Annotated in this window: 18 protein-coding genes; 9 read left to right on the forward strand and 9 right to left on the reverse strand. The window is 51.5% G+C overall.

All coding sequences use genetic code 11. The features are described 5' to 3' along the window. Positions 1-96 precede the first annotated feature (96 nt). Positions 97-1,320, reverse strand: a complete 1,224-nt coding sequence (locus K365_RS0105880) for an argininosuccinate synthase (protein WP_024333880.1) — start codon at positions 1,318-1,320, stop codon at positions 97-99. A 153-nt stretch (positions 1,321-1,473) separates the two neighbouring features. On the opposite strand from K365_RS0105880, the gene K365_RS0105885 reads away from it, so the two are divergent. Beyond that, positions 1,474-2,430, forward strand: a complete 957-nt coding sequence (locus K365_RS0105885; RefSeq protein WP_006963442.1) for a sensor domain-containing diguanylate cyclase — start codon at positions 1,474-1,476, stop codon at positions 2,428-2,430. Positions 2,431-2,455: 25 nt separating this feature from the next. Here K365_RS0105885 and K365_RS0105890 read toward each other — a convergent pair whose 3' ends face one another. Both K365_RS0105890 and K365_RS26365 read right to left on the reverse strand, forming a co-directional pair. Further along, a complete protein-coding gene (locus K365_RS0105890; RefSeq protein WP_024333881.1) occupies positions 2,456-3,346 on the reverse strand; it encodes a DMT family transporter in 891 nt (296 codons plus the stop codon). A 3-nt stretch (positions 3,347-3,349) separates the two neighbouring features. Continuing rightward, a complete protein-coding gene (locus K365_RS26365; RefSeq protein WP_024333882.1) occupies positions 3,350-4,288 on the reverse strand; it encodes a MaoC family dehydratase in 939 nt (312 codons plus the stop codon). Positions 4,289-4,554: 266 nt separating this feature from the next. Here K365_RS26365 and K365_RS0105905 point away from each other — a divergent pair, with 266 nt between their 5' ends. Further along, a complete protein-coding gene (locus K365_RS0105905) occupies positions 4,555-7,704 on the forward strand; it encodes an NAD-glutamate dehydrogenase domain-containing protein (RefSeq protein ID WP_006963439.1) in 3,150 nt (1,049 codons plus the stop codon). 33 nt (positions 7,705-7,737) lie between these two features. Next, on the forward strand, positions 7,738-9,087 hold the full coding sequence (gene gdhA, locus K365_RS0105910; RefSeq protein WP_024333883.1) for an NADP-specific glutamate dehydrogenase: 1,350 nt from the start codon (positions 7,738-7,740) through the stop codon (positions 9,085-9,087). Here gdhA and K365_RS0105915 read toward each other — a convergent pair whose 3' ends face one another. From K365_RS0105915 to K365_RS26370, 5 genes are read right to left on the reverse strand one after another with little or no spacing between them, the layout of a single operon-like run. Further along, positions 9,088-9,495, reverse strand: a complete 408-nt coding sequence (locus K365_RS0105915; protein ID WP_024333884.1) for a hypothetical protein — start codon at positions 9,493-9,495, stop codon at positions 9,088-9,090. Positions 9,496-9,517: 22 nt separating this feature from the next. Beyond that, positions 9,518-11,161, reverse strand: a complete 1,644-nt coding sequence (locus K365_RS0105920; RefSeq protein ID WP_051147813.1) for a hypothetical protein — start codon at positions 11,159-11,161, stop codon at positions 9,518-9,520. A 26-nt stretch (positions 11,162-11,187) separates the two neighbouring features. After that, positions 11,188-11,649 carry a cupin domain-containing protein gene (locus tag K365_RS0105925; RefSeq protein ID WP_024333886.1) on the reverse strand — a complete coding sequence of 154 codons (462 nt, stop codon included), beginning with the start codon at positions 11,647-11,649 and terminating at the stop codon, positions 11,188-11,190. A 56-nt stretch (positions 11,650-11,705) separates the two neighbouring features. After that, on the reverse strand, positions 11,706-12,674 hold the full coding sequence (locus K365_RS0105930) for a thioredoxin family protein (RefSeq protein WP_024333887.1): 969 nt from the start codon (positions 12,672-12,674) through the stop codon (positions 11,706-11,708). Then, positions 12,671-14,311, reverse strand: coding sequence for a diguanylate cyclase (locus K365_RS26370; protein WP_024333888.1), 1,641 nt, complete (start codon positions 14,309-14,311; stop codon positions 12,671-12,673). Before K365_RS26370 ends, K365_RS0105930 begins: the two co-directional genes overlap by 4 nt. A 140-nt stretch (positions 14,312-14,451) precedes the next feature. Here K365_RS26370 and K365_RS0105940 point away from each other — a divergent pair, with 140 nt between their 5' ends. Beyond that, the gene (locus K365_RS0105940; RefSeq protein WP_024333889.1) at positions 14,452-17,778 is read left to right on the forward strand and encodes a UvrD-helicase domain-containing protein; all 3,327 of its coding nucleotides are present in this window, start codon (positions 14,452-14,454) and stop codon (positions 17,776-17,778) included. Then, the gene (locus K365_RS0105945; RefSeq protein WP_024333890.1) at positions 17,778-18,350 is read left to right on the forward strand and encodes a lytic transglycosylase domain-containing protein; all 573 of its coding nucleotides are present in this window, start codon (positions 17,778-17,780) and stop codon (positions 18,348-18,350) included. Before K365_RS0105940 ends, K365_RS0105945 begins: the two co-directional genes overlap by 1 nt. Before the next feature lie 10 nt (positions 18,351-18,360). Here K365_RS0105945 and galU read toward each other — a convergent pair whose 3' ends face one another. Beyond that, entirely contained in the window at positions 18,361-19,233 is an 873-nt protein-coding gene (galU, locus tag K365_RS0105950) for a UTP--glucose-1-phosphate uridylyltransferase GalU (protein ID WP_024333891.1), read from the reverse strand. 225 nt (positions 19,234-19,458) lie between these two features. Here galU and K365_RS0105955 point away from each other — a divergent pair, with 225 nt between their 5' ends. The 4 genes from K365_RS0105955 (at position 19,459) to K365_RS0105975 (ending at position 22,998) form a co-directional block, all read left to right on the forward strand. Then, positions 19,459-20,241: a YkgJ family cysteine cluster protein gene (locus K365_RS0105955; protein WP_024333892.1), complete on the forward strand. Its 783-nt coding sequence runs from the start codon at positions 19,459-19,461 to the stop codon at positions 20,239-20,241. An 830-nt stretch (positions 20,242-21,071) separates the two neighbouring features. After that, positions 21,072-21,809, forward strand: a complete 738-nt coding sequence (locus K365_RS0105965; protein WP_024333893.1) for a hypothetical protein — start codon at positions 21,072-21,074, stop codon at positions 21,807-21,809. After that, on the forward strand, positions 21,806-22,495 hold the full coding sequence (locus tag K365_RS0105970) for a hypothetical protein (RefSeq protein WP_024333894.1): 690 nt from the start codon (positions 21,806-21,808) through the stop codon (positions 22,493-22,495). The genes K365_RS0105965 and K365_RS0105970 overlap by 4 nt, the downstream gene beginning before the upstream one ends. Further along, positions 22,495-22,998, forward strand: a complete 504-nt coding sequence (locus K365_RS0105975; RefSeq protein ID WP_024333895.1) for a hypothetical protein — start codon at positions 22,495-22,497, stop codon at positions 22,996-22,998. The genes K365_RS0105970 and K365_RS0105975 overlap by 1 nt, the downstream gene beginning before the upstream one ends. Positions 22,999-23,302: the final 304 nt, after the last annotated feature.

Consider the following 23,302-nt stretch of genomic DNA (forward strand, 5'->3'; position numbering starts at 1 on the left):
AACGGCATCAGCCAGACCGATCAAACGCAACAGACAGAAATGGCCTGAGAGGCATGGGCAATCCTGGCGCCATGCCTCTTTTGACAGGGTGCACTGTTATTGATTCACAATCCGTCTGTGGGCCATTAACCGGATGGCGTTGATGCGGATGAACCCTTCGGCATCCTCCTGATTATACCCGCCTTCGATATCCATGGAAGACAGTTCCTGATTGTACAGTGAGGACGGGCTGGTCCGGGCCACAGGATAAGCCGTGCCTTTGTAGAGTTTGAGGAATACATCCCCGTCGATGAGCTCCTGGCTTTTGTCCATGGCGGTCATGATGAATTCCATTTCCGGGCTGAACCAGAATCCGTTGTAAACCAGTTCTCCGAGCTTGGCAGCCAGCATGTCCCGCAGCCGCATCACCTCCCGGTCCATGGCAACGCCTTCAATATCTTTGTGGGCGGCGTGAAGGATGCTGCCGCCTGGGGTTTCATACACCCCACGGGATTTGATGCCCACAAACCGGTTCTCCACCATGTCCAGGCGGCCGATGCCGTGTTCACTTCCCATCTGGTTGAGGTATTCAAACAGTTCCAGGGCATCGGTTTTCACCGTGCCGTCCGTGAGGTTTTCCACTTCCACGGGGATGCCGTCCTTGAACCGGATCCGGATCCGGACCGGGGTATCCGGCGCGTTTTCCGGGGATGTTGTGTGGGAGTAAATGCTTTCTTCACATTCATGGGCCGGGTCTTCCAGGATGCCGGCCTCATGGGAGATATGAAGCAAATTGTCGTCTTCGCTGTAGGGTTTGGATGCGGTCTGCTTGGTGGGAATCCCGTGTTTTTCCGCGTAGGCCAGCAGATCGGTCCGGCCTTTGAATGCAGCCAGAAAATCTTTGTTCTTCCAGGGGGAGATGATTTTGATTTTCGGGTTCAACGCATAATAGGACAGCTCAAACCGCACCTGGTCGTTGCCTTTGCCCGTGGCGCCATGGGATACATAAACCGCGCCCAGGTTGTTTGCGATCTCGATCTGTTTTTTGGCGATCAAGGGCCTGGCAATGGCGGTGCCCAAAAGATACCGGCCCTCATACAGGGCATTGGCCTTGAATACCGGAAAAATATAATCTGTGACAAACTCCTTGCGCATATCTTCGATGAACACATCCGAGGCCCCGATCTTCAGGGCTTTTTCCCGGGCCGCGTCAAAATCCTCCTGCTGCCCGATGTCGGCCATGTAGGCAAATACTTCATATCCCTGCTCCAGCAACCATTTCAGAATGACCGAGGTGTCCAGTCCGCCTGAATAGGCCAGAACCACTTTTTGTTTTGACATGGAAACTCCTTAAACTATTTAAAATTTATGGACTTATTTAGACGAAAACCATTGAATTAGTCAAGCGTTTATGTGTAAACACAGGTTGGATGTTCAAAATCAAAACGGGTTTCACAACAAGCTGTTTTGCATCGGAAATAAAGGAGCTTTTAGATGGCGGGTCCCCATACCCATAAACTCACTTTGCTGTCAGGCATGGCCATGCTGTTGCAAAGCTGTTCCCGGGAAACAGAGCTGTATGACGTAATCTACTGGTATCTGCCCAAAATTTTTTCACATGTTTCCGGACGGATCTGTCTGCAGGAAAAAAACAAGCATACGGTGCTCCCGGTATTTGAATGGGGAAAACCGTCGCAAACCGCAGTGGCGCCCAAGCCTTTGAAATGTGAAGTGCTTGGAAAAGGGCTCCCGGTTTCATCCCGGAAGACGTCCCTGGCCTGTTGTGCCTATTGCGTGCCCCTGAAAGATAAAGATGGTGTGATCGGTGCCTTGTGTGTGGGAAATCCGCAGTTTTCCCTTTCTGAACAGTACCGGAAACTGGCTTTGATCACTGCGGAATATCTGTCCCTATCCGTGTCAAATATCCGGCTGAATCATCAATTGTACGAATTGACCATCAGAGATCCTTTGACCGGTCTTTATAACCGCCGGTATATGGATGAGATCCTGGAAAAAGAGTTTCAGCGGGCCCGCCGGGCCGGTACGGCACTGGGAGGGATCATGGTGGATCTGGATCATTTCAAAATATTAAATGACACCTTGGGACACGATGCCGGGGATCAGGTGCTTAAAACCGTTGCCCATACCCTGATCCATGCCACCCGAACCCAGGATGCCGTCTGCCGGTTCGGGGGAGAGGAGTTTTTCATCCTCATGACCGGGGGAACCATCAACGATTACCTGACCCGGGCCGGGGATCTGAATACGCAGATTTCTGCCCTGGATATTCTTTGGCAGGGTGTGTCTGTGGGCCCCATCACGGTATCACTGGGGGTTGCCGGATTCCCTGTCCATGCGAATACACCTGAAATTCTTGTCCATAAAGCGGATCAGGCCCTGTATCGTGCCAAAAAACAGGGCCGGAACCAGGTGGTTTGTGCCCAGCTGTGAGTGAATGGGTCCCAAGCCGTGTCTGTCAGGTGAATATGGTGAGCAGTGCACCGGAAATGGCCATGAAAATAGCCACCCCTTTGTTGACCGTGATTTTTTCCTTGAGAAAAACAGCGGCCAGGATAAAAATGAAAATCGTGGACATCTGGTTGAGAATGGCGGCCCGGGACGCGGTGGTATATTTCATGCCCGCCACCCATAAAACCAAAGCGATGTAATTGCCGCAGATGGATGCAGGCAGCGCCACCAGCCAGGATCTGGACCATTTGAGTTCTGACAGAAAGCGTTTTCTTCCGGGATGGCAGATTACCAGAATCATGAGGGTGACAATGGCGGCGCCCAGTTGCACCAGGGTGGCCCAGAACACATCGGTATGTGTCAGAATTTCTTTGATGATCACAATGCCTAAGGCCAGAAATATCATGGCAAAAACCCCGGCAATGATGGCAGGCACCCGGGAGGCGGGAGCCAGTCCCGGGGTCAAAGTCAGGTCTTTTTTCTGGAACGATCCCACCAGAACCGCTGCCAGTACCAGCAGACCGCCTGTAATGCCGCCGGGTCCCAGATGTTCATCCAGAAGTACAAAGGAAAAAAACAGGACACAGGGTAAGTACAGGCACTCCACGATCGCCGCCATTCCGGCTCCCAGCCGGTTCAGGGCCATAAAGAAAAACAGGTCCGCCAGCGTAATGCCCAGAAATCCGGACAAAGATAAAAGCAGCCAGCTGTTCAGGGGCTGTTCCGGGAAAAAAGGGATGCCCAGCAGCAGCATGGTGGCACTGACCAGCAAAAGCCCCACAATACTTTTGTAGATGTTCAAAGAGATGGGGGAAAACGTTTCCCCGCTTTTTTTAAATAAAATCACGGCACCGGCCCAGAAAAAAGCAGACCCTAAGGCGAACAACGATCCCATCATTATTTAGTGTTCCTTTTCAAACCCGGTTACCCGGCCTTTAAGATGAGGTCGAAAGGTTGCGGCATCCCGGAGATCGAAAATAATCCGGCGGGTTTTGTGGCCATGCACCACCTGCTTGTACCCCAGTTGCAATGTGGCGGGCATGAATACCGGCAGCTTGAATGCCGCATCCACAGAAAAAGGGGGAACCAGGGGCATGGCTTTTTCCAGACAGGCCAGGGTCCGGGCCATGCTCCACATGCCGTGGACCATGGCCTGGTTGAATCCAATTAAGCGGGCTGTGACATCTGACAGGTGATGGGGGTTGTAATCCCCGGATACCCGGGCATAGCGGCGGCCGGTACCCGGGGGAACCGCAAGGGTCATTTTTGCCGGCAAAGGCGCATCCTGAACGGTTTTTGACGTGCGTTTCGATCCGGGAATCCGGGTCAGATAAGTGGCGATTCCCTGCCATACCGGATTTTTATCCCGATATACTTGTAAAAGAAACCGGGTTGAGATCCCCTTTGCTGTCCGGGTCATGTCCTGGAGCGTACAGAACAGATCCAGGGAATCTCTTGTCAGGACCGGACATCTGGATTCAAATTGCTGGCCCGTCTGAATCAGTCCCATGGGATTGATGGGAAAAAAATCCGAGGTGATATACCGGGCCAGCAGGCCGATGAACAGGGTCTGGAGATAACCGGGCGGCACTGTGGGATCTTCGGGGGCATGGACAAATCCGCATACCCGGCGGTATTGCTGTACCCGGATTGGATCCGGTGTCACGTTGGGCAGACACAGCTGCCCTTTGGCCACCCGGCCATGGTCGGGGATTCGGGTTTGTTTGCCCATCGCAGATATCAGCAGCTTAAAAAACATGGCCGGCATCACTGGTAAACGGGTCAGATGAACGGAATGGATCCGTTTTGTTAAAGGAATCAGCTGGGTTTCAGGGGTCATGGGTTCAGGTGTCAACATCCATACTTGAAAAAAGGGTTAAGATTCAGTTTTTTATATACAAATGATCTGATAATGACTTGAACCATGCAAAATAACTTTGTTCCTGTCTGAAGTCAATACCGGAAACACGATGGCGATTCCCGAGGCTGATTTTTCAAAAGTTTCTGGTTTTGTGAAAAAAAACCAATTTGGGTTGACCCTGGGTGAATAAGAGTATACTAGCAAACCGGTAGCAACGGTTTATAATCATCAGACAGGAGATAGAAATGGATATGACAACCGACGGTGGCCAGGGCTCCTCTGCAGGGGCTCACATCATCGAAAAAGCAAAACACGTGAACCTGAATCCCAGCCTGCTGTACGAGGCCGTGATCGATCTGTCGTCGGAAGGTCTGATCACTGCCAACTGTATCAACCTGGCAGCCGGCATCCTTCTCAATGATCTGGGTTTTCCTGCTTATTTTTTTGAAACCATCACCAAGGAATCCTTGAAAAGTATTTTATCTTCCATTGCCAAAGGCATCTATTTCAGTGAAAATAAAGGCGTTCTTCATTCCTGGGTGGCGGATATTGATTTTGATCTGACCCAGGACAGCAACGTGCAGCGGATCCGGATTGCCACAGAAGATACCCGGGATCGCATGGAACGGATTCTGGACAAAATGCTGGCCGGGCACAGAAGAGAATATTATTACAATCCGGAAAAATCATATTATACCTATGTGTACCGGCCGGAAACCGTGATGGATTACCCGGATACCGTGTTTGCACAATCACGTTTTCTGTTCAATCAGAACCGGGATTTCACGGCCATTCCCCGGCTGACCCGGAACCGGTATGAAAAGTTTCTGACACAGGTGGATCAGCATGTCACCCCGTTTGTGGAAGTGTTCAGCCTCTCGGATATCGGTGAAATCCGGTTTATGTTCAATTCCGATTTTGAGCGGCCTCAATTGCCCGTATTGAGAAAACTGTTTGCCGATCACGGACTGACCATTACCCGGGCATACTGGGAGCCGTATTTTACCGAGACCCGGGTGCCCACATCCATCTGCTCCTTGTATGTGGCCGGCGAGCTGTCAAGAAACCAGGAAGCCCCGTTGATCGCTGACCTTCAGGCATTCTTAAGTTTTCGCATCAGCCGGATCACCCAGCTTTACGTGGACGGTGTCCTCAGCTTTAAAGAGATGCTGTTTGCCGGTAATGCCGTGGATTTTGTCCATCTGTTCATTTTCAAGGAGCAAGGCACCCGCACCGACCGGGAGATCATGGAAAGCCTGGCTTCCGTGGATCATCAGGAAGCGTTTTCAGCCCGGATTCACGAGTCCAATAAATTCACCTATGTCTCCAACATGATACTGGATACGGCCATGGATCATCCGGATCTGATCCGGTTTTTGTTTGAATTGTTTGATGCCAGGTTCAATCCGTCCAGTTCCGGGGTGATGACAGAAGAACGTCTGGCCCAGAAAGCCGATGAATTTGATCAGCTGCTGTCCGTGCGGTTCATGGACGATCCGTTGGGGTATGATGTGTTCAAATTTATGTTCAAACTGATATTATGCTGTCTGAAGACCAATTTCTACAAGCCGGAAAAACGCTCGTTTTCCTTCCGCCTCAATAATCAGGTTCTGGATCCCCTGGTGTTCAAACAGTTTGTTTACGGGCTGTTCTTTGTCAATGGCCATTATTCCACAGGCACCCATCTTCGGGCCGATGACATTGCCAGAGGGGGCCTGCGCCTGATCCGGGTCACTCCGGCCAATCATGGCATGGAACTGGACAACGCCGTGCTTCTCAACTATGCCCTGGGTCCCAAGGCCCAGCGCCTCAAACATAAGGATATCTGTGAGAGCGGCTCCAAAGGCGTGGTGGTACCTCATCCCACCTACGCCCATTACAGCATGGATGCGTTGTTTGATTATACCGAAGGCATCATGGATCTGATGCTGGCGGATTCTCAGATTAAAGATTACTACGGCCGGCCGGAGATGGTATTTTTCGGACCGGATGAAGGCACGGCCCCGTTGATGGACGCAGTCGCCTTCAGAGCCAGGGAACGGGGATATGCCTACTGGCGGACCATTACCACGGGCAAGAGCTTCGGCATCCCCCACGACACCTACGGCATGCTCAGGAATCAGGATCTTTTCGGGCTGGTACCCCATGAAAAATCCGGCACGGAACTGCTCATCAACGGCGATTCCGTTGTGACGGCCACGGATATGGATCTGATTTACGAGCAGATCGGTGGACAGGTGGAAACCAGCGGCATGACCACCACTTCAGTGATGGGGGCTTTCAGGACCCTGATCGCCTACAACGATACCCAAGAAGAATCGTTGAATCTGATGATGACCGGCGGGCCGGACGGGGATCTGGGCAGCAACGAAATTCAGTGCTATAAAGGAAAGATCTGCCTGCTGGTGGACGGTGGTTCCATTTTGTTTGATCCGGACGGACTGGACAAGGAATCGCTCATGAAAATCGCGTTCATGCGCCATACCCATCCCCGGGCCAATTCCATGGCATACCCGGAAGAAAAACTGGGTCCCAGCGGATTCCGGGTGCCGTTGAAAGGCAAGAACATTACCCTGCCGGACGGCACGTTTGTGGCGGACGGTGCCATGTTCCACCGCAATTTTATCACGGATCCGGCCAACCGGAAATTTATCGAACAGGCCGATATCCAGGCATTCATTCCCTGCGGTGGTTTCAAAGACACCATCAACCAGCGCAATGTGAAGGCATTTACTTCCCTGTTCAAGGAACTGCGGTTCATTGTGGAAGGGGCCAATGTGTTTTTTGATGATTCGGCCCGCCGGTACATTGCCAAGAAAACGGGCATCCTCCAGATCAAGGATTCTTCAGCCAACAAAGGCGGGGTGTTTTCATCGGCCGTGGCGGAAGTGCTGACCGCATTTCTGTTTGAAGACGATTATGAAAAGCGCCTTCTGGAAGATGTCGCCACAAGGTGGGCCCTGATCCGGGATATGCTGACCCTGGTGCGGACCCATGCCAGCAACGAGACAGCCATGCTGCTCAAAATTCATGAGAAAAATCCGGATACACCGTTGTTTGTGTTGTCGGAACAGACCAGTGAGCAGATTTTTGCATTTCAGAATCAGGTGGCCGATGCCATGGATGCGATTCTGGCGGATGAAGACCTGCTCTGGGAGGTGATGGCCGCTTATATTCCCGGTGTGCTGGTGAAAATTCTGGGCAGAGAAGCCATTCTGGGTATCATGAACGCAGATAAACTGCGGGCTTACCGCAATGCCATTATAACCAAAAAACTGGCTTCCACGGCTTTTTACCGCCACGGCAGTGAGTGGGATGCCTATGTGGCATCCACCCGGAAAGCGTTTGTTCCGGCCATGAAGGCATTGTTTGAACCGGCAGATGAAAAAGTATAGCGTTTAAAAATTCAAGGATACAGGAGAAGTAAAATGACGACAATCATGGACATTATCAGTGGCAGAGATCCCCATGAAACAGAATTTCATCAGGCAGTCACCGAGGTGGTCGGGTCGGTGAAACTGGTGCTGGACCGGAATCCGGAATACCGTCATGCCCGTATTGTGGAGCGCATGGTGGAACCGGAACGGATCATCCAGTTCCGGGTCCCCTGGGTGGATGACCAGGGCCGGGTCCAGGTGAACCGGGGATTCCGGGTTGAAATGAACTCCGCCATCGGTCCTTATAAAGGCGGCCTGCGGTTTCATCCTTCCGTGAATCTGTCCATTCTCAAATTTCTGGCTTTTGAACAGGTGTTTAAGAACGCGTTGACCACCCTGCCCATGGGCGGGGCCAAAGGCGGGGCGGATTTTGATCCCAAAGGCAAGTCCGACAATGAAGTGATGCGGTTCTGCCAGAGCTTTATGTCGGAACTGTTCCGGCACCTGGGCGCGGACAGGGATGTGCCCGCCGGAGATATCGGGGTTGGGGGCCGGGAGATCGGCTACATGTTCGGTATGTACAAAAAGTTGAAAAACGAGTTCACGGGCATGCTCACGGGCAAAAGCCTGAACTGGGGCGGCAGCCTGATCCGGCCCGAAGCCACGGGATACGGCTCCGTCTATTTTGCCCAGGAAATGCTGACCACCCGGCATCAGACGCTCAAAGACAAGATCTGTCTGGTATCGGGCTCCGGAAACGTGGCCCAGTATACCACGGAAAAAATTATTCAACTGGGCGGTACCGTGGTGACACTGTCGGATTCCATCGGATATATCTATGATGAAAAAGGGATTGATCTCGATAAGCTGGTCTATGTCAAGTATCTCAAAAACGTGAAAAGAGGCCGCATCCGGGAATATGCTGAGAAATATCCGGAAGCCGTGTACATGGAATTCGATCCGGCGGCGGATCACAGTCCGTTGTGGAATCACAGGGCGGACTGCGCGTTTCCCTCTGCCACCCAGAACGAAATCAATGATCTCGATGCCCAGAATCTGGTCAACAACGGGGTCCAGGTGGTCTGTGAAGGGGCCAATATGCCCACGACCCTGGAAGGCATTGATATTTTTCTGGACCATAAAATTCTGTTCGCACCGGGCAAGGCAGCCAATGCCGGCGGTGTGGCGGTTTCCGGCCTGGAAATGGCCCAGAATGCCATGCGGATCAAGTGGAACAGCCAGGAAGTGGAAGAACGGCTCAGAAAAATCATGCAGCACATTCACCGGGAATGTCTGGCAGCGTCTGAAGAATACGGCACCCCGGGAAATTATGTGAACGGTGCCAATATCGCCGGATTCGTCAAAGTGGCGGAAGCCATGATGGATCAGGGCGTGGTCTAGCTAAAAATCGGTGAGGTCCGGCTCGATGGCAGCCATTTCATTGGGCCGGACCGGCCGCCATGATATCGAATAAAACGTCTCGTCTGACAGTTTTCTTTCCGGTTTCAACAGGGCCACCCGCACCGGATCCCCTAAGTTGATCCACAACACTTTGGCCGGGTCCAGCTGGTATTTCCGGCTGATCTCCCCGGCAAAATAGTGAATATAATTTTCCAGAGAGGTGTTCATCACGGCCGTTGTCTTGACCGGTTTGAACACCACGGCAATGGGAATCAGGTATTTGACCGGGTCATCTTCGCGCCCCAGCCGGATGATTCTCACCCGGTAACACCCGGGCCACCAGGAAATCGGTTTTTTACCGGTGGCGCTTTTCCCATCCCATTCATAGGTGAAATCATGAAGGATCACGGCTGCCTCCTTGTCTGTTTGCTCAGGTCAGGATGTTGCGGCAGGCCCGGGCCAGATCTTCCGGATAAACCCCTGCGATCCACCGCAGCTGGGCTTCGGAAAATGTGGGCGGGGCATAAGGCATCCTGGGGATAAAACTGTAGATCATATGCTGGTTTGGAATCGATGCATCAAATCGTGCGGACAGTTCAATGCCTGTCACCATCTGTGCGCCTAAGGTTTCCAGTACCTGCACCGCTTTTAAAATGGCCAGATCCAGCGCGTCTCTCACCTTCGTATCCGCTGCCAGCACATGGGGAACCCGGGAACGGGTCATGATCTGCAGTTCCCATTCGCTCACCTGTGCCTTGGGAACGAACAAGATGACATGATCATCTTCATGGATGATCAAAGATGCCTCTTCCTTGAGGTTTGCATCCGTGCGGCCGTTGTTTGTCATGGCATCAATATATGCATCAAAAAAAGGTCTGTCATGGATTTTTTCAAACGCCTGGATAAAGTCGGAGACCAGATCTCCGCAGGCAAAGCACGGCAGGGTTTCACCGGTATTGTCTGTCACCTGTCTGGGAATCAGTGCGTTCTGCTGATGAATCATCTGATGGGAAGCATGAAGCCGGTGTCCGGATGCGGCCGACCCGAATCCGAAATTCCATCCCCACAATGCCCCGTTAAACTGCAGCTCTGACCCGCCGCCGCTTTCCAGGGCCGTTATGATGGCTTGTCTCAGGGCTTCCAGCTCCGGAACCGACAACATGGTTCGATGTGCCGGCAAAGGCAGGTTCAGCTGCCGGGCCACCCGGCAATAGACCCGCTGGTAGTATAAATGGCGCAACCCCCGGATATCGTTTAGGGTCAGATCCCGGGCCCGGTATTTAATGGCATCATGGGCCATGTTGGCGGCAAAATGCCCCCAGGGGATATAGGAATTGCGGCGCAGGTATTCAAACACGTGGGTGGAGCCGCGGGTGTATTCCCCGATGATTTCACTGTTTCCCTGGATCCCGGGACGCAGCACCATGGCTGTTTTGTATGCATCCGGCAGATAAGGATTGTTTACCAGCACTTCGAAAAGATCCGGATACCGGATATCGGGTACGGGTTTTTTTTGTGTGTCGGTTTGAAATCCCATGCCCCGGGGCATGTCACTGCCGGGGTCAAACACCAGGGTGCAGGCATGGCCGGCCAGCAGACACAACTCTTTGGGATCGGTGGATTCCTGTGCCAGGGCAAGCTTTAACGGGTGGGGAAGTGCGGTCAAAAACCCTGTTTTTTCTTTATCGGTCATGGCCGGCTGAAACGATGTCAGGCTGTCAAAAAATGAACACGGGGAAGGGGGGGGAATGCGTATTTTTTCAGGATGCCCGACTTTGGGGTCGGCCCAGGCGGAGTTGATGAATGTGGTGCCTCTGAACGGCAGAGGGTTGGGGATTTCATAGATGATGTCTGCGCCCGGCTCTTGAATATCGGTTCCAGGAAAATTGGCGTGATTCCAGACCGGGGTGCCGTCCGGCAGGTGACCGAGCCGGGAGATGAACTCGTTTTCCCGCAGATTGACCACCTCAAACGCCGGCTGGTGTCTGCCCACCCGGAATCGGCCGTCCGGTGCGACACAGGTGCGCAGAAAAGGGGGGTCATCGGAAATACAGGGCGTATCATGGGATGCCATTTTTACAAACTCCTCAACTGTTCAACCTACAGGAATGGGTCCAGTCCGGTGTGAAGGGATTTAAATTTTGCCAGATCCGTCGGGTGATCCGTCAGAAAGCTGAAATCCGTGAAGTCGAATCCCGGTGCCACGGTACAGCCGGCCAGTGTGTAGGTCCCGGTGCTGGCGGCGGCCTGCCAGGTGCCTGCCGGAACCACCGTGGTAAAATCCGGGCAGCCTGAACCGATCCGGGTTTCTTTCACCCGGTTTCCGTCAAATTCAATGAGACGTAACGGATCTCCCTGGTAAATATGCCAGATTTCATCATGGATCACCCGGTGAAACCGGCTCACCTGGCCTTTGGGAAGCAGAAAATAGATTTGGGTGGCAGCGGCCCGGTCGCCGGATGCGGTTTTAGACCACACCTGCTGGCCGGACCGGTAGATTTCCCGGAAGAACCCGCCTTCCGGGTGGGGGGCCAGATTGAATTGTTTAATCAGATGTTTCATGACCCGGTGATACCCCAAACACAGATATCTGTCAACCGCAAGGCGGAAACTGACGATTACACGCGGTCTTGAATGGCGGCCAAAGCGTCTTTGGCCGCATCCATCAGATCCGGGTGTGTCAGATCGGGCATGATGTGTTCGATCCAGGCCCGGGTGGTCTGGTCGCCCGCCTCTCCGAGTGCATACAGAATATCCCCCTGAACCGAGACGGTTTGATCCTCAAAGGCCTGAACAAGGACCGGGCACAACCGGGCTGCCAGGGGCGGGGCTTCTTCGGCCAGACTTTCCACCACCACCATGGCGCCCAGCCGTACGGACCATTCCGGGTGCAGCAGCAGGTCCATGAATCCTTTGAAAAGCGTGTCCGCCTGAATCATCTGGCGGCAAATCCAGTCGGCATCCCCTTGTTCCAGGATCTGTCTGAAGGTCGCGGCACTGAGCCGGGAAGGATCCCGCTCAATGGCCTGGGTCAGGATTTCTTTTAAATCCGCATGCCCGGTCCATCTGAAATCCTGATCCAGAATCAGGCAGGGCACGGACATTACCTGATGTTCCCGGGCTGTTTCCGGAAACAGGCTGCCGTCGATAATTTCAAGAAAAACATTTGTTGAATGAATGGCTAAAGGGATCAGAGATCTGACCATATCCGGACAATGGGGACATGGCACGGCGATGAACAGGGTCAGATGACAGGAATGGGAAACCTGTGCCAGCTGCGCCTGGACATTGTCCGGTAATGTCGGGGGATGGGCCTGATAAGACAAAGCTTCCAGAAACGGGGCCAGTTCTTTTTCCAGGGGCAGCGCACTGAAACAAATGTTGTCGGCAATAAAAAAACCAGGGATCCGGCAGGGCCGGTCAGATGGCAATATGCGGATACACGGGGCAATCCGGGTCAGTTCGGATGCAAATGCATCAAATGCCGGCTGCTCCGGGTGAGAGCTATCTGACAGATACAGGGTATGGGGCTGCTGGGCCTGGGATGCGGCCCAGTCCGTTATTTTTCGGGTCTCTGACGGGGTCATGACTGAATCTGGTTGCCTCCCTGTTTGACCGCACGATCCAGGGCATGGATGGCCTGCTGAACCAGCGCAGGCAAGGTCAAGGCCTTGTCATCCGGGGCAGTGTCTCCTTTGAAACTGGCCGTGCCGATACTGACGGTCAGTTGAAGCAATCGGGTACCGATCTGCATTTGATGTTCAAAAATATGCAGCCGGATCCGTTCCGCCAGAATCCGGGCCCGGTCCGAATCGGTGCTGGGAAGCACAATGGCAAAATCTTCTGCGGCAAACCGGCACACCACGTCCTCATCTCTGACCATGGCTTTGATCCTGGCTGCACAGACGGTCAGAATGTCGTCTCCGGCTTTGTGGCCAAAGGTGTTGTTGAATGCTTTGAACTGGTCGATTTTGGCCAGCATGATGGAAAGGGGCAGATGATATCGCCGGGCTTTGGCCATTTCCAGGGTCAGGGTCTGATTGAATCCGCTGCGGTTCAACAGCTGGGTCAACTGGTCTCTTCGGGAAATCAGTTCGATGCGGTTCATGGCGCTTTGGACGCGATGGGTCATTTTCGCCTGTTCCAGGGAACGCTGAACCGTATCCGCCAGATCAACGGCCGATGTCTGTTCCAGGATCAAAAATGCCTGGGCCCCCGATGCAATGGCCGCGGCCCCGGCATCGGTGTGGTTGCAGTCCACGGTGAAGATGAGCGGTGCCCGGGTTTTCAGACGGACCAGTTTTTCCAGAAGATGAAGTCCGGACCCGTCTTTTAACCTGTGATGGATCAAAATAAGATCCGGCCGGACATCCGCCGCCACGGCCATGGCCTGATCCGTGGATTCCGCCTGAAACAGGTCGGCTTTGATCCGATGGTTCAGATGGTGGTGAACAATCATGAATTCATCGGAAAAAGGGGTGGCAAAAAGAATCCGGCCGGGCCGGATCTGACCGTTCCGATCCGTGAAAAGGTCGGGTTGCGCGGTTTCCCGGTTCCGGAATCGCCGCAGGTTCTGGATGGTCCGGGACATCTGTTTCCCGGCGGTTCGAATCTGGGTGACGCTCGGGTGCAGTCGCTGGGGAAGATCCGGGGCCTGGCGCAGAGAAAAGGTGGCCGCCTGGATCCGGGAGACAAAGGGGTGGACCTGATTGATGAATGTGGATAAGGATGCCAGCAGCTCTTTTTTGGCGCTGATCTGGGATAACATCGCCTGGTGCTGTTCCATGAACCGGTCATAGACTTTTTCCAGTTCCTGGATACTTTGTTCCATGGCAATGCGATGCCGGAAAAAGGCGGAAAAAAACAACAGCTTGGCCCGGATCAGGGCGGAATCCAGGGGTCGGATCACATGGTCGATGAGCAAAGGCGGGACCTGGTCGTACAGGTCCGGTCGTTCATGATCCTCCGTGATCAAAAGGACAGGCGGCATCCTTGTCTGGGGCAGTCCGGCCAGACCGGCGGTCACGGACGGCGCATCCAGATCCGGCAGTGACGGATCCATGACAATGAATGCCAGGGACCGGGCACCGATATGGGCCAGGGCATTTTCTGTGGTTTCCGCCTGGATGAAAAACAGTTCCGGCAGATCATCCAGGACGTCATGGACAACCTGGGCCGTGTCTGGGGATGCAAGGATCAATACATGGTGCGTTGTGGCGGTCATGGGCATTCCTTTGCTGGGGTCAAGGTGAGATCGGGTCAAGCGCGTTTACGCTTTTATCCGAAACCGGGTTTCCAATTTCCTTGAAATCATGTAAATAACATAAAAACCAGACACGAAACAGATCATTCAGGCGGCAGACCATGGCTTTTTTTTCAGACCTTCACATTCATTCAAAGTATTCCCGGGCCACGGCCCGGAACCTGGATTTGGAAAACATCTACCACGCGGCCCAGGTGAAAGGCATTACCGTTGTGGGAACCGGGGATTTTACCCACCCGGCCTGGGTGGAAGAGATCGCATCCAAGCTGGAACCGGCGGAGCCCGGTCTGTTTGCATTGAAAAAACCGCTTGCGGACAAAATCGATGCCCGGCTGCCGGGTTCCTGTCGGAATCCGGTGCGTTTCATGCTCCAGGTGGAGATTTCCAATATCTATAAAAAAGCCGGCCGGGTCCGCAAAAATCATAATATCATCTATTTTCCGGATTTGGCCAGTGTTAAAAAATTTAATGCCCGGCTGGATGCCATCGGCAATATTTCTTCGGACGGCCGTCCTATTCTGGGGCTGGATGCCAGGGATCTGCTGGAAATCATGCTGGAAGTCAATGACCAGGGATTTCTGGTGCCGGCCCATATCTGGACCCCGTGGTTTTCCATGTTCGGTTCCAAATCAGGGTTTGATCACATTGACGCGTGTTTCCAGGATCTGGCCCCCCATATTTTTGCCGTGGAAACCGGTTTGTCTTCGGATCCGCCCATGAACTGGCGGGTGGCGGATCTGGATCATGTCCGGCTCATGTCCAATTCCGATGCCCATTCACCGGGGTATCTGGGCCGCAATGCCAGTGTGTTCAACACAGAACTGGATTATTTTGCCATGAAAAAATCCCTGGAAACCCTGGATCTGGAAGGATATCAAGGAACCCTGGATATGTATCCGGACCAGGGAAAATACCATTTTGACGGTCATCGGAAATGTCATGTCTGTCTGGATCCGGATGAGACCGCCCGGGTGGACGGCATCTGTCCGGTTTGCGGCCGCCCTCTGACCCTGGGGGTGCTTCACCGGGTCCGGGAACTGGCAGAACGGCCTGTGGGGTTTGTCCCGGAAAACCGGCATGGATATACCAGTATCATCCCGTTGGCAGACATGCTGTCCGATATTTTTCAGGTGGGGCCTAAAACCAAGAAAGTCACCCGATATTTTGACAAGGCCATTCAGGCCCTGGGGCCGGAACTGGACATCCTGACCCAATATTCGTATGACCGGATCCAGACGGCCGGAGTGCCGCTGCTGGCCGAAGCCGTGGCGCGGATGCGGACCGGGCGGATTCACGTGTCTCCGGGACATGACGGAGAATACGGCAAGGTCCAGGTGTTCACACCGGAGGAACTGGCACGGTTCAAAGGGGATCGGCCGTTGAAAATGACCCTGGGGGGAACCCCCATTGAAAAGGCCGGGATCCCTGAACCGGCCATTGCTCCCCAGGCCGGACCGGCTGAGTCAACTTCCCGCCAACAGGTTCAGGCGACGGGTGTATCACCGTCCAGACCGGTGCCGTCTTCACCCGGCGTTGCACGGGATCCGGAACCCGGAATTCTGACGGGATTGAATGAATCCCAGCACCGGGCCGTGACCGCCAAGGCATCCGCCATTTTGATCACTGCCGGTCCGGGCACGGGAAAAACCCGGACCCTCACGGCCCGGATCGCGTATCTGCTCACGGAAAACCAGGTGTCACCCGACCGGATCCTGGCCCTGACGTTTACCAACAAAGCCGCAAAAGAGATCCAGGAACGGATTCAAACCGTGGGGCCCAAAGGCGGAGCCTGTGTGACGGCTGCCACATTCCACGGGTTCTGTCTGTCCATGCTCATGGCCCATGATGATCTCACGGACCGGCTTTTGGAAGAAGATACCCGAAAAGAACTGTTGAAAGCCGCCCTGGTACAGGTCACGGGAAAAACAACCGGGCAGTCCCGGCTTGCCGATGACATGGATTTGCAGATCAGTTTATGCAAACAGCGGCTGCTGGGGCCTGAAGATGATCTGTCTGACGCCGGGCCGGACCCGGTATTGCTCAAACAGGTGTATGCGGCGTATCAGCAGAAAATGCAGGATCACGGGGGCATGGATTTCGAAGATCTCATTGTTCGGTTTTATCGACTGCTCACCCGGTCTGAACCGGTCCGGACCCTGGTTCAGGAGCGGTTCGCCCATATTTTTGTGGATGAATACCAGGATTTAAACTTTGGGCAGTATGAACTGGTCAAACTGCTGGCACAGCACAGCCGTGTGTTTGTCATCGGTGATCCGGATCAGTCCATTTACGGATTCAGGGGATCGGACCACCGGTTTTTCCATCGGTTTGCCAACGACTATCCCGGGTGTGAGCAGATTGTCCTCACCCGGAACTACCGGTCCACCCAGACAATTTTAGACGCATCGTTTCAACTGATGTCAAAATCCCGGCCTGATCCGGATACGCAGAAAATTTATTCCCAGGTCAACGGCTCTCGGAAACTGATCATCAAGGAGACGGCCACAGAAACCGCTGAAGCCGTGGCCGTGGGGAAAATGATTGAAAACATGATGGGCGGGATGTCTCTGGATGCCATCAACACCCGGAAAAATGAAGACGGCGAAGATGCGGCATATGGGTTTTCCGATTTTGCCGTGCTGTACCGCACCCGGCGGCAGGGCGATGTGTTTGCCAACGTGTTTCAAAAGCATGGGATTCCGTTTCAGTCTGCAGATCGCAAAGCCGGTTTCGACCGGACCCAGATTCAGCTGCTGCTGAGCGGTTTCCGGCTCATGACCCGGCGGGCAAGCGCCCAGGATGTCCAGCGCCTGTCCACGCATTTCCAATCCCAGGTCCCCTCGGAAACCCGGCAGATCCGGCCGGAGAGAATTCTGGGACCGGTGTGGGATCCGGTTCGGGATAAACCCGGTCATGAACAGTTGAACGTGCTGGCCCGGTTTTTGAAAATCGAAAAGGCCGTATCCAAAGATCCGCTGGCCGCCGCAGCCTATGACCGGATCCAGGCACTGGCCCGGGCCTATGATGATCCGGATGAATTCATGAACCGGCTGGCCCTGGACCAGGATTCAGATCTGCTGGTCAACGGGGTGGAAAAAGTGTCTCTTCTGACCATGCATGCAGCCAAGGGACTGGAGTTTCCCGTGGTGTTCGTGGCCGGGTGTGAACAGGGCGTGATTCCGTTTGCCCGGACCGGGAGGTCCTGTGACAATCCGGCGGAAGAGCGCCGGCTGTTCTATGTGGCCATGACCCGGGCCAAAGACCTGCTCTGCCTGACCCATGCCCGGAAAAGACAGATGTTCGGAGTTCGCCGGAAGATGCAGCCCTCGATTTTTCTCACAGACATCGAGGCCCGTTTGACCCGTCAAGAAACTTTGAGCCGGGCCGTGCCGGACAAAAAACAGCCCGTTCAGCTGGAGCTGTTCTGATGACCCGGGGGATATTTTTTTTCTGGGCAGCCCTCTGGCTGATGCTTCCCGGACCCGTACACAGCGATATCTATCGATATGTGGACAAAAACGGGGTGGTGCATTTTACCAATACCCCGTCTTCACCGGAATATGTGCTTTACATGCGGGAACATAAAAAAAATGATCCCCGTTTGACAGATCCGGACCGTTATGATGATCTGATCCGCCATGCCGCAGACCAGTACGGGGTTTCTTTTTCTCTGATCAAAGCCGTGATCCGGGTGGAATCCGCATTCAAACCAACGGCCGTCTCCCCCAAAGGGGCCAAAGGACTGATGCAGATCATGCCGGCCAATTTTTCGTCTCTGTCTGTGACGGATCCGTTTGATCCGTCACAGAATATCATGGCCGGCACCCGGTATTTAAAGCAGATGCTGGCGCGGTATCAGCAGCAGATTCCCCTGGCCCTGGCCGCTTACAATGCCGGACCCGATGCCGTGGACAGATACAGGCAGATCCCCCCGTTCAAAGAGACCCGGGAATATGTGCGCAAGGTGATGGCATTGTACAACCGGTATAACCAGGCATAAACAACGATTGTCAGCAACCGATCCGGATCGATTTGATGAATTCCACCAGCCGGTCTTTCATGTCGGGCCGTTCCAGGGCAAAGGCCAGGTTGGCCATCTGAAACCCCACCTTGTCCCCGCAGTCAAACCGGTTTCCATGAAATTTATATCCGAAAATGGGCTGTTCCTGGAGCAGGGCCTTCATGGCATCCGTGAGCTGAATCTCGTCTCCGGCCCCTTTGTTTTTTTTCCCCAGCAGTTCAAAGATTTTGGGCATCAGAATATACCGGCCGATAATGGCCAGATTGGACGGGGCCTGATCCGGTGCCGGTTTTTCCACCATGTCATTGACGCGGAAAATATCTTCTTCCACCTCCGTGGCATCCAGTATCCCGTATTTGTCCGTCTGGTCCCGGGGCACTTCCATGATCGCTGCCATGGAGGCCCTCAACCGGTCGAATTTTTTGATCATTTCCGACAGCACGGGTTTGTCCGTCTGGATCAGGTCATCGGCCAGCAGCACGGCAAAGGGTTCATCCCCCACAATATCCCTGGCACACCAGATGGCATGTCCCAGTCCCAGAGGCTCGTGCTGACGGGTGTATATGATGGTGCCCGTAGGCGGCACCAGTTCCCGGATCTGCTTGAGCAGGTCCGTTTTTTTCTTTTGTTCCAGAGCGATTTCGATTTCAAACGAGCGGTCAAAATGATCTTCCAGGGCTTTCTTCCCCCGGCCCGTCACAAAGATAATCTGTTCGATGCCTGCCTGGAACGCTTCTTCCACGGCATACTGGATCAAGGGTTTGTCCACCACAGGAAGCATTTCTTTGGCCATGGCCTTGGTGGCCGGTATGAACCGGGTGCCCAGTCCCGCTACCGGGAAAACCGCTTTTTTTATTTTCATGGTGACTCCTTCATGTGTCTGCTGATTGTGATCAATATGCGCCGGTCTGCTGTTTTGTCATAATTGGGTTTTGGGGCCGTGTCAAATTTATTTTGGGTTTTTTCTTTGATTCATGGGACAGATCCAACGTCCCTGTGATGGTATCCGCTTGACATTATTATGGTTTTTTTTTAGTATCCAGTGCTTTACCCATATTGCGACCCTTCAATCAAAAGGATGAAATAGATGAATAATCAGAAAACTTCGGAAATCCCTCCCCAGCAGATGAGTCTCAACACCCGGTTTAAATTCCGATGTCATAAAGGTGTCAAATGTTTTACCGACTGCTGCCGGGGCATTGATATCATGCTCACCCCCTATGATATTCTGACCATGCGCCGGAAACTGGATTTGACTTCCGAGGAATTTTTAGCCGTATTTACCGAACCCCGGATTCTGGAAAAAGCGGACATGCCCGTGGTGACCCTCAAACTGCTGGATGACGAGCGCAACTCCTGTCCGTTTGTGGAAGACAAGGACGGGTGCGTGATTTATGAGGATCGTCCCACCACCTGCCGGTACTATCCCATCGGGGTGGGGGCTTTAAGTTATTCCGGGGAACAGGGGGATAAGGATGAGTTCTTTTTTACGGTCAAAGAAGCCCATTGTCTGGGATTTGAAGAGGACAAGGAGTGGACTGTGGCCGAGTGGCGCCAGGACCAGGGCATTGATTTGCGGGACGCGGTGAACGAAGGGTGGATGGATCTCATGGTCCGGAAAAAATCATTGCCTGCCAGCATGAAACTGTCTGAAGAAAGCAAAAAAATATTTTTCATGGTCTGTTACAATATCGATAAATTCAGGGATTTTGTATTTAATTCATCATTTTTGAAGCGGTATGATATCCCTGAAGACCGGGTGGCTGAAATCCGGGAAGATGATGTAAAATTGCTGCAGTTCGGTTTTGAATGGCTCAAAGCCACGTTGTTTTATGCAGGCCAGGAAAATTTTCAGGCAAAGAAAAGCTGAATTTTTTTGCCGGGGCATCAGACCCCCCGGCACTCGTCGCTGACGTCAACTGTGAGCGGGGATGAAATCCTGGGCCTGGTCCCTTCCATGAACACGAAGGTCTGAAATCAGCTTTGGCATCCCCCCAGGACAGGATTGCACAAAGATAGAGAGTCGATCCAAAACAATTCATTATCATTTAGGAGATTTGGCAGCATTGCCAAATCTCCTAAATGCCGATTTTCCCCTGGCATACAGTGTTACAAACCGGCGGATCTGCCACTTCAATAAACTGAGATAATGCCTCTTCCCCGGGCCCACCACAGCATCGACAAGGAGGTGGAAACAATTTCCCTCATCTGCCGGTCCCAGCTGCACTGGGAATCATAGTCTATCATAATCCTTGACCCGACCACAGGACAGAACCTGGTGAATCACACCACCCGGGTATACACCATCCTGGGGTTTGCCTGGGTCCGGAAAAGGTTTGTTGCAACAAACTTAAGGACGGAAAATTTATAATTGTGTTCTTGCAGACTTCATGATATCGAAACGATGGTTGAGGTTTTATGGAGTTAAGACTTGCAAAATGGTTAATTTTTAATATTTTGTATATACTGGTGTGGTTTCCAGATATTGCCGATAAGTGGTGACTATCTGATATAGTCCTGCTATATTCTTTGAGGAGGTTTGATGAAATTTGATACCAAAAGTGCACACAAAGGTTGGATTAAGGTCAATGCAAGTAAGGTTGCCTTTTGAAAAATTATTTTTCAGGACGTTAATCCTTCCTGAACTTATTGTTTTTGCTAAAAAAACTAATTTTTATATAAATTTGGAGAAGAATATAAATGATTAGCTTTGAAACGACACACTTGTATCAATTTGCTTTTTTCGCTCCAGGTTCAAGACTTGAGCCATCGCCTGAAATTATTGCTGATTTACTTAAAGCATTTTCCGGTACAGATTTTATGCCGACGACCATCCAGGAGATGCGATTAGGACCAATCGCTCAAACCCGCCAACAATTACACCTTGTTACAAAAAAATCTGATTGGCGCATTGAATTTGAGCCCCATCGAATAGCTTTCACAAAAACATATGTTCCAAATAGTGAGATAGGAACTTTGCAAAAATTTTCTCAGGAGCTTGATGATTACGCTGCACGTCTTTCCTCTGTCATCTCATTAAACGGTACACGACTATCCTACGTGACAAAAGGGTGGCTTAAGGAAATGGAAGATGAGGAGCTTGAAAATGTTGCTGAAAAATTATTGACAATGTCCTCTTTCTATCAAGAAAACACTCCAGTTGAGTGGGGTTATAGGACTGTCGCAAGATATGAAACCTCCATTAAGGACAACGTTGAGATAGTTAACGTCATCACAGACATCAATCGTATACAGGGTCTTCGACAAGAAAATACCAAGGATAAGGAGTTCAGTTGCATTGAGATTGGTTTTGACATAAATACTTTTCAGAACAATAAGAAAGGACGTTTTCAACTTATTGATGCTGGAGTATTCATGCAAAAAGCAGAAACTATAAGTCAGCGTTTATTAACAGAAATAGAAGAGATTATCTCATGAGTATTCTTAAAACGACAGAATCATCGACAAGAGATGGAGATGATTTGGTTCAAGATGATGCCTTCATCTCGGAGAAAGCATTCTCAATAATAAATTCTGAATTTGAAAGAGGATCCGATACTGAAGATTCTCTGATAGACAAATTAAGACTTTTGTTTTTGCAGACATATGAAGAAGACTTCATAAAATCCGCAACCACTAAACAACCAAGCCTAAAAAATCAGACAGAGACACTTGCGGATGCATGTAAATCCAATACAGAACAGTTGAAAAATAATTTCGTGCAAAATTTATTACAACTATTGCACAACGTTGAATTTGAATTTGGATATGAAACTCCAGCAGAGAAATATGTTAGAGAAGCACTATCAAAATACGGAACTTTTGTTAGAGAATGGATCAATGATATCTTTCTGCAGAGTCTTGATGATCCTCAAACATTGTCGGGAATTCTTCGAGTAATATCGCATTTTGAATATTCTCTAATGTACCCTCAAGGAATGACAATAGCTATTTCTGCAACACGACACGAAGATGCTGAGGTCCAAGAGTGTGGAATACGCTGTTTTGAAAACTGGGAAGCAATAGACAGTCTCCCTATTTTAAAAAATATTTACATTTCTGAGAGCTGGTTAAATGATTATCTGAAAGATGTAATTACAGACCTTGAAGGATTGAATACTTAATGTCGCTTTTAGTAAGAAAGATAGAATATAACAAATGGATGCAGCGAGATATTTTGAAAGGCGAGGAACCGTCTTCAGATGCAATTACCAATTGCATGAGAACGACTAGAAACACACTGTCTGTTTGGTGTATAAACGATTCTACAGAACTTGAAGAAGCTGTATTAGCTATAGCTTCTCAGTTTGATCACCTGGATACCGCAGACTTTTTAATCATCGAAATTCCATTACTTCAAGAAAAACATCTGTTGCTTAATAAATCACGGGGAACAACACCATATTACAAATTTGCTGATAACCATCGGGATATAATAAATCTTGATTATTCTTCTTTAGGAACTATGGCAGGAATTATTGTTGAGTCTATTAGGAGATTATACAGAGAGCGTTTCACAAGACCCAAGCTTATAAATCTTATTAAGCAAGGGATCAATGATGGCAAAATTCAGCCAGAAGATCTTAAAGAATCAGTCAGGTCGAAGCTCCTTCCAGCAAAACCTTGATTTTAAAGAACCTTCGTCCTATGTAGTTTTCGAGTTAGATGTAAAGTGTTACATTAATATCCCAAAAATCCGGTCAAAAATCCCAATTTGGAGTGCCTAAGTGAAAAAAAGCAAGGTATGGGAAAATGATAAGATTAATTGATGAATTTGAGCAGGTTGAAACCAAACAGCAGGAACCGCTGCATGCCTTTATCCTCCTCCCCCCTTTCGGGGGGGATAAGAGGGGGGGATTCTCAATATACATGGCCTAAAAAAAATGATGAAATTGTAAAGTGGGATTTGGTAAAAAAGCGTGAGAACATTT

Source organism: Desulfotignum balticum DSM 7044, assembly GCF_000421285.1.
Lineage (GTDB): Bacteria > Desulfobacterota > Desulfobacteria > Desulfobacterales > Desulfobacteraceae > Desulfotignum > Desulfotignum balticum.

Excerpts from the sequence above, each read along its gene's own strand:
- K365_RS26370 (WP_024333888.1), bottom strand. The coding sequence starts at position 14,311 with ATGACCGCCACAACGCACCATGTATTGATCCTTGCATCCCCAGACACG.
- galU (WP_024333891.1), bottom strand. The coding sequence starts at position 19,233 with ATGAAAATAAAAAAAGCGGTTTTCCCGGTAGCGGGACTGGGCACCCGG.
- K365_RS0105885 (WP_006963442.1), top strand. The coding sequence starts at position 1,474 with ATGGCGGGTCCCCATACCCATAAACTCACTTTGCTGTCAGGCATGGCC.
- K365_RS0105965 (WP_024333893.1), top strand. The coding sequence starts at position 21,072 with ATGATTAGCTTTGAAACGACACACTTGTATCAATTTGCTTTTTTCGCT.
- K365_RS0105920 (WP_051147813.1), bottom strand. The coding sequence starts at position 11,161 with ATGGCATCCCATGATACGCCCTGTATTTCCGATGACCCCCCTTTTCTG.
- gdhA (WP_024333883.1), top strand. The coding sequence starts at position 7,738 with ATGACGACAATCATGGACATTATCAGTGGCAGAGATCCCCATGAAACA.
- K365_RS0105925 (WP_024333886.1), bottom strand. The coding sequence starts at position 11,649 with ATGAAACATCTGATTAAACAATTCAATCTGGCCCCCCACCCGGAAGGC.
- K365_RS0105970 (WP_024333894.1), top strand. The coding sequence starts at position 21,806 with ATGAGTATTCTTAAAACGACAGAATCATCGACAAGAGATGGAGATGAT.
- K365_RS0105955 (WP_024333892.1), top strand. The coding sequence starts at position 19,459 with ATGAATAATCAGAAAACTTCGGAAATCCCTCCCCAGCAGATGAGTCTC.
- K365_RS0105905 (WP_006963439.1), top strand. The coding sequence starts at position 4,555 with ATGGATATGACAACCGACGGTGGCCAGGGCTCCTCTGCAGGGGCTCAC.
- K365_RS0105890 (WP_024333881.1), bottom strand. The coding sequence starts at position 3,346 with ATGATGGGATCGTTGTTCGCCTTAGGGTCTGCTTTTTTCTGGGCCGGT.
- K365_RS0105880 (WP_024333880.1), bottom strand. The coding sequence starts at position 1,320 with ATGTCAAAACAAAAAGTGGTTCTGGCCTATTCAGGCGGACTGGACACC.
- K365_RS0105930 (WP_024333887.1), bottom strand. The coding sequence starts at position 12,674 with ATGACCCCGTCAGAGACCCGAAAAATAACGGACTGGGCCGCATCCCAG.
- K365_RS26365 (WP_024333882.1), bottom strand. The coding sequence starts at position 4,288 with ATGACCCCTGAAACCCAGCTGATTCCTTTAACAAAACGGATCCATTCC.
- K365_RS0105975 (WP_024333895.1), top strand. The coding sequence starts at position 22,495 with ATGTCGCTTTTAGTAAGAAAGATAGAATATAACAAATGGATGCAGCGA.
- K365_RS0105940 (WP_024333889.1), top strand. The coding sequence starts at position 14,452 with ATGGCTTTTTTTTCAGACCTTCACATTCATTCAAAGTATTCCCGGGCC.
- K365_RS0105945 (WP_024333890.1), top strand. The coding sequence starts at position 17,778 with ATGACCCGGGGGATATTTTTTTTCTGGGCAGCCCTCTGGCTGATGCTT.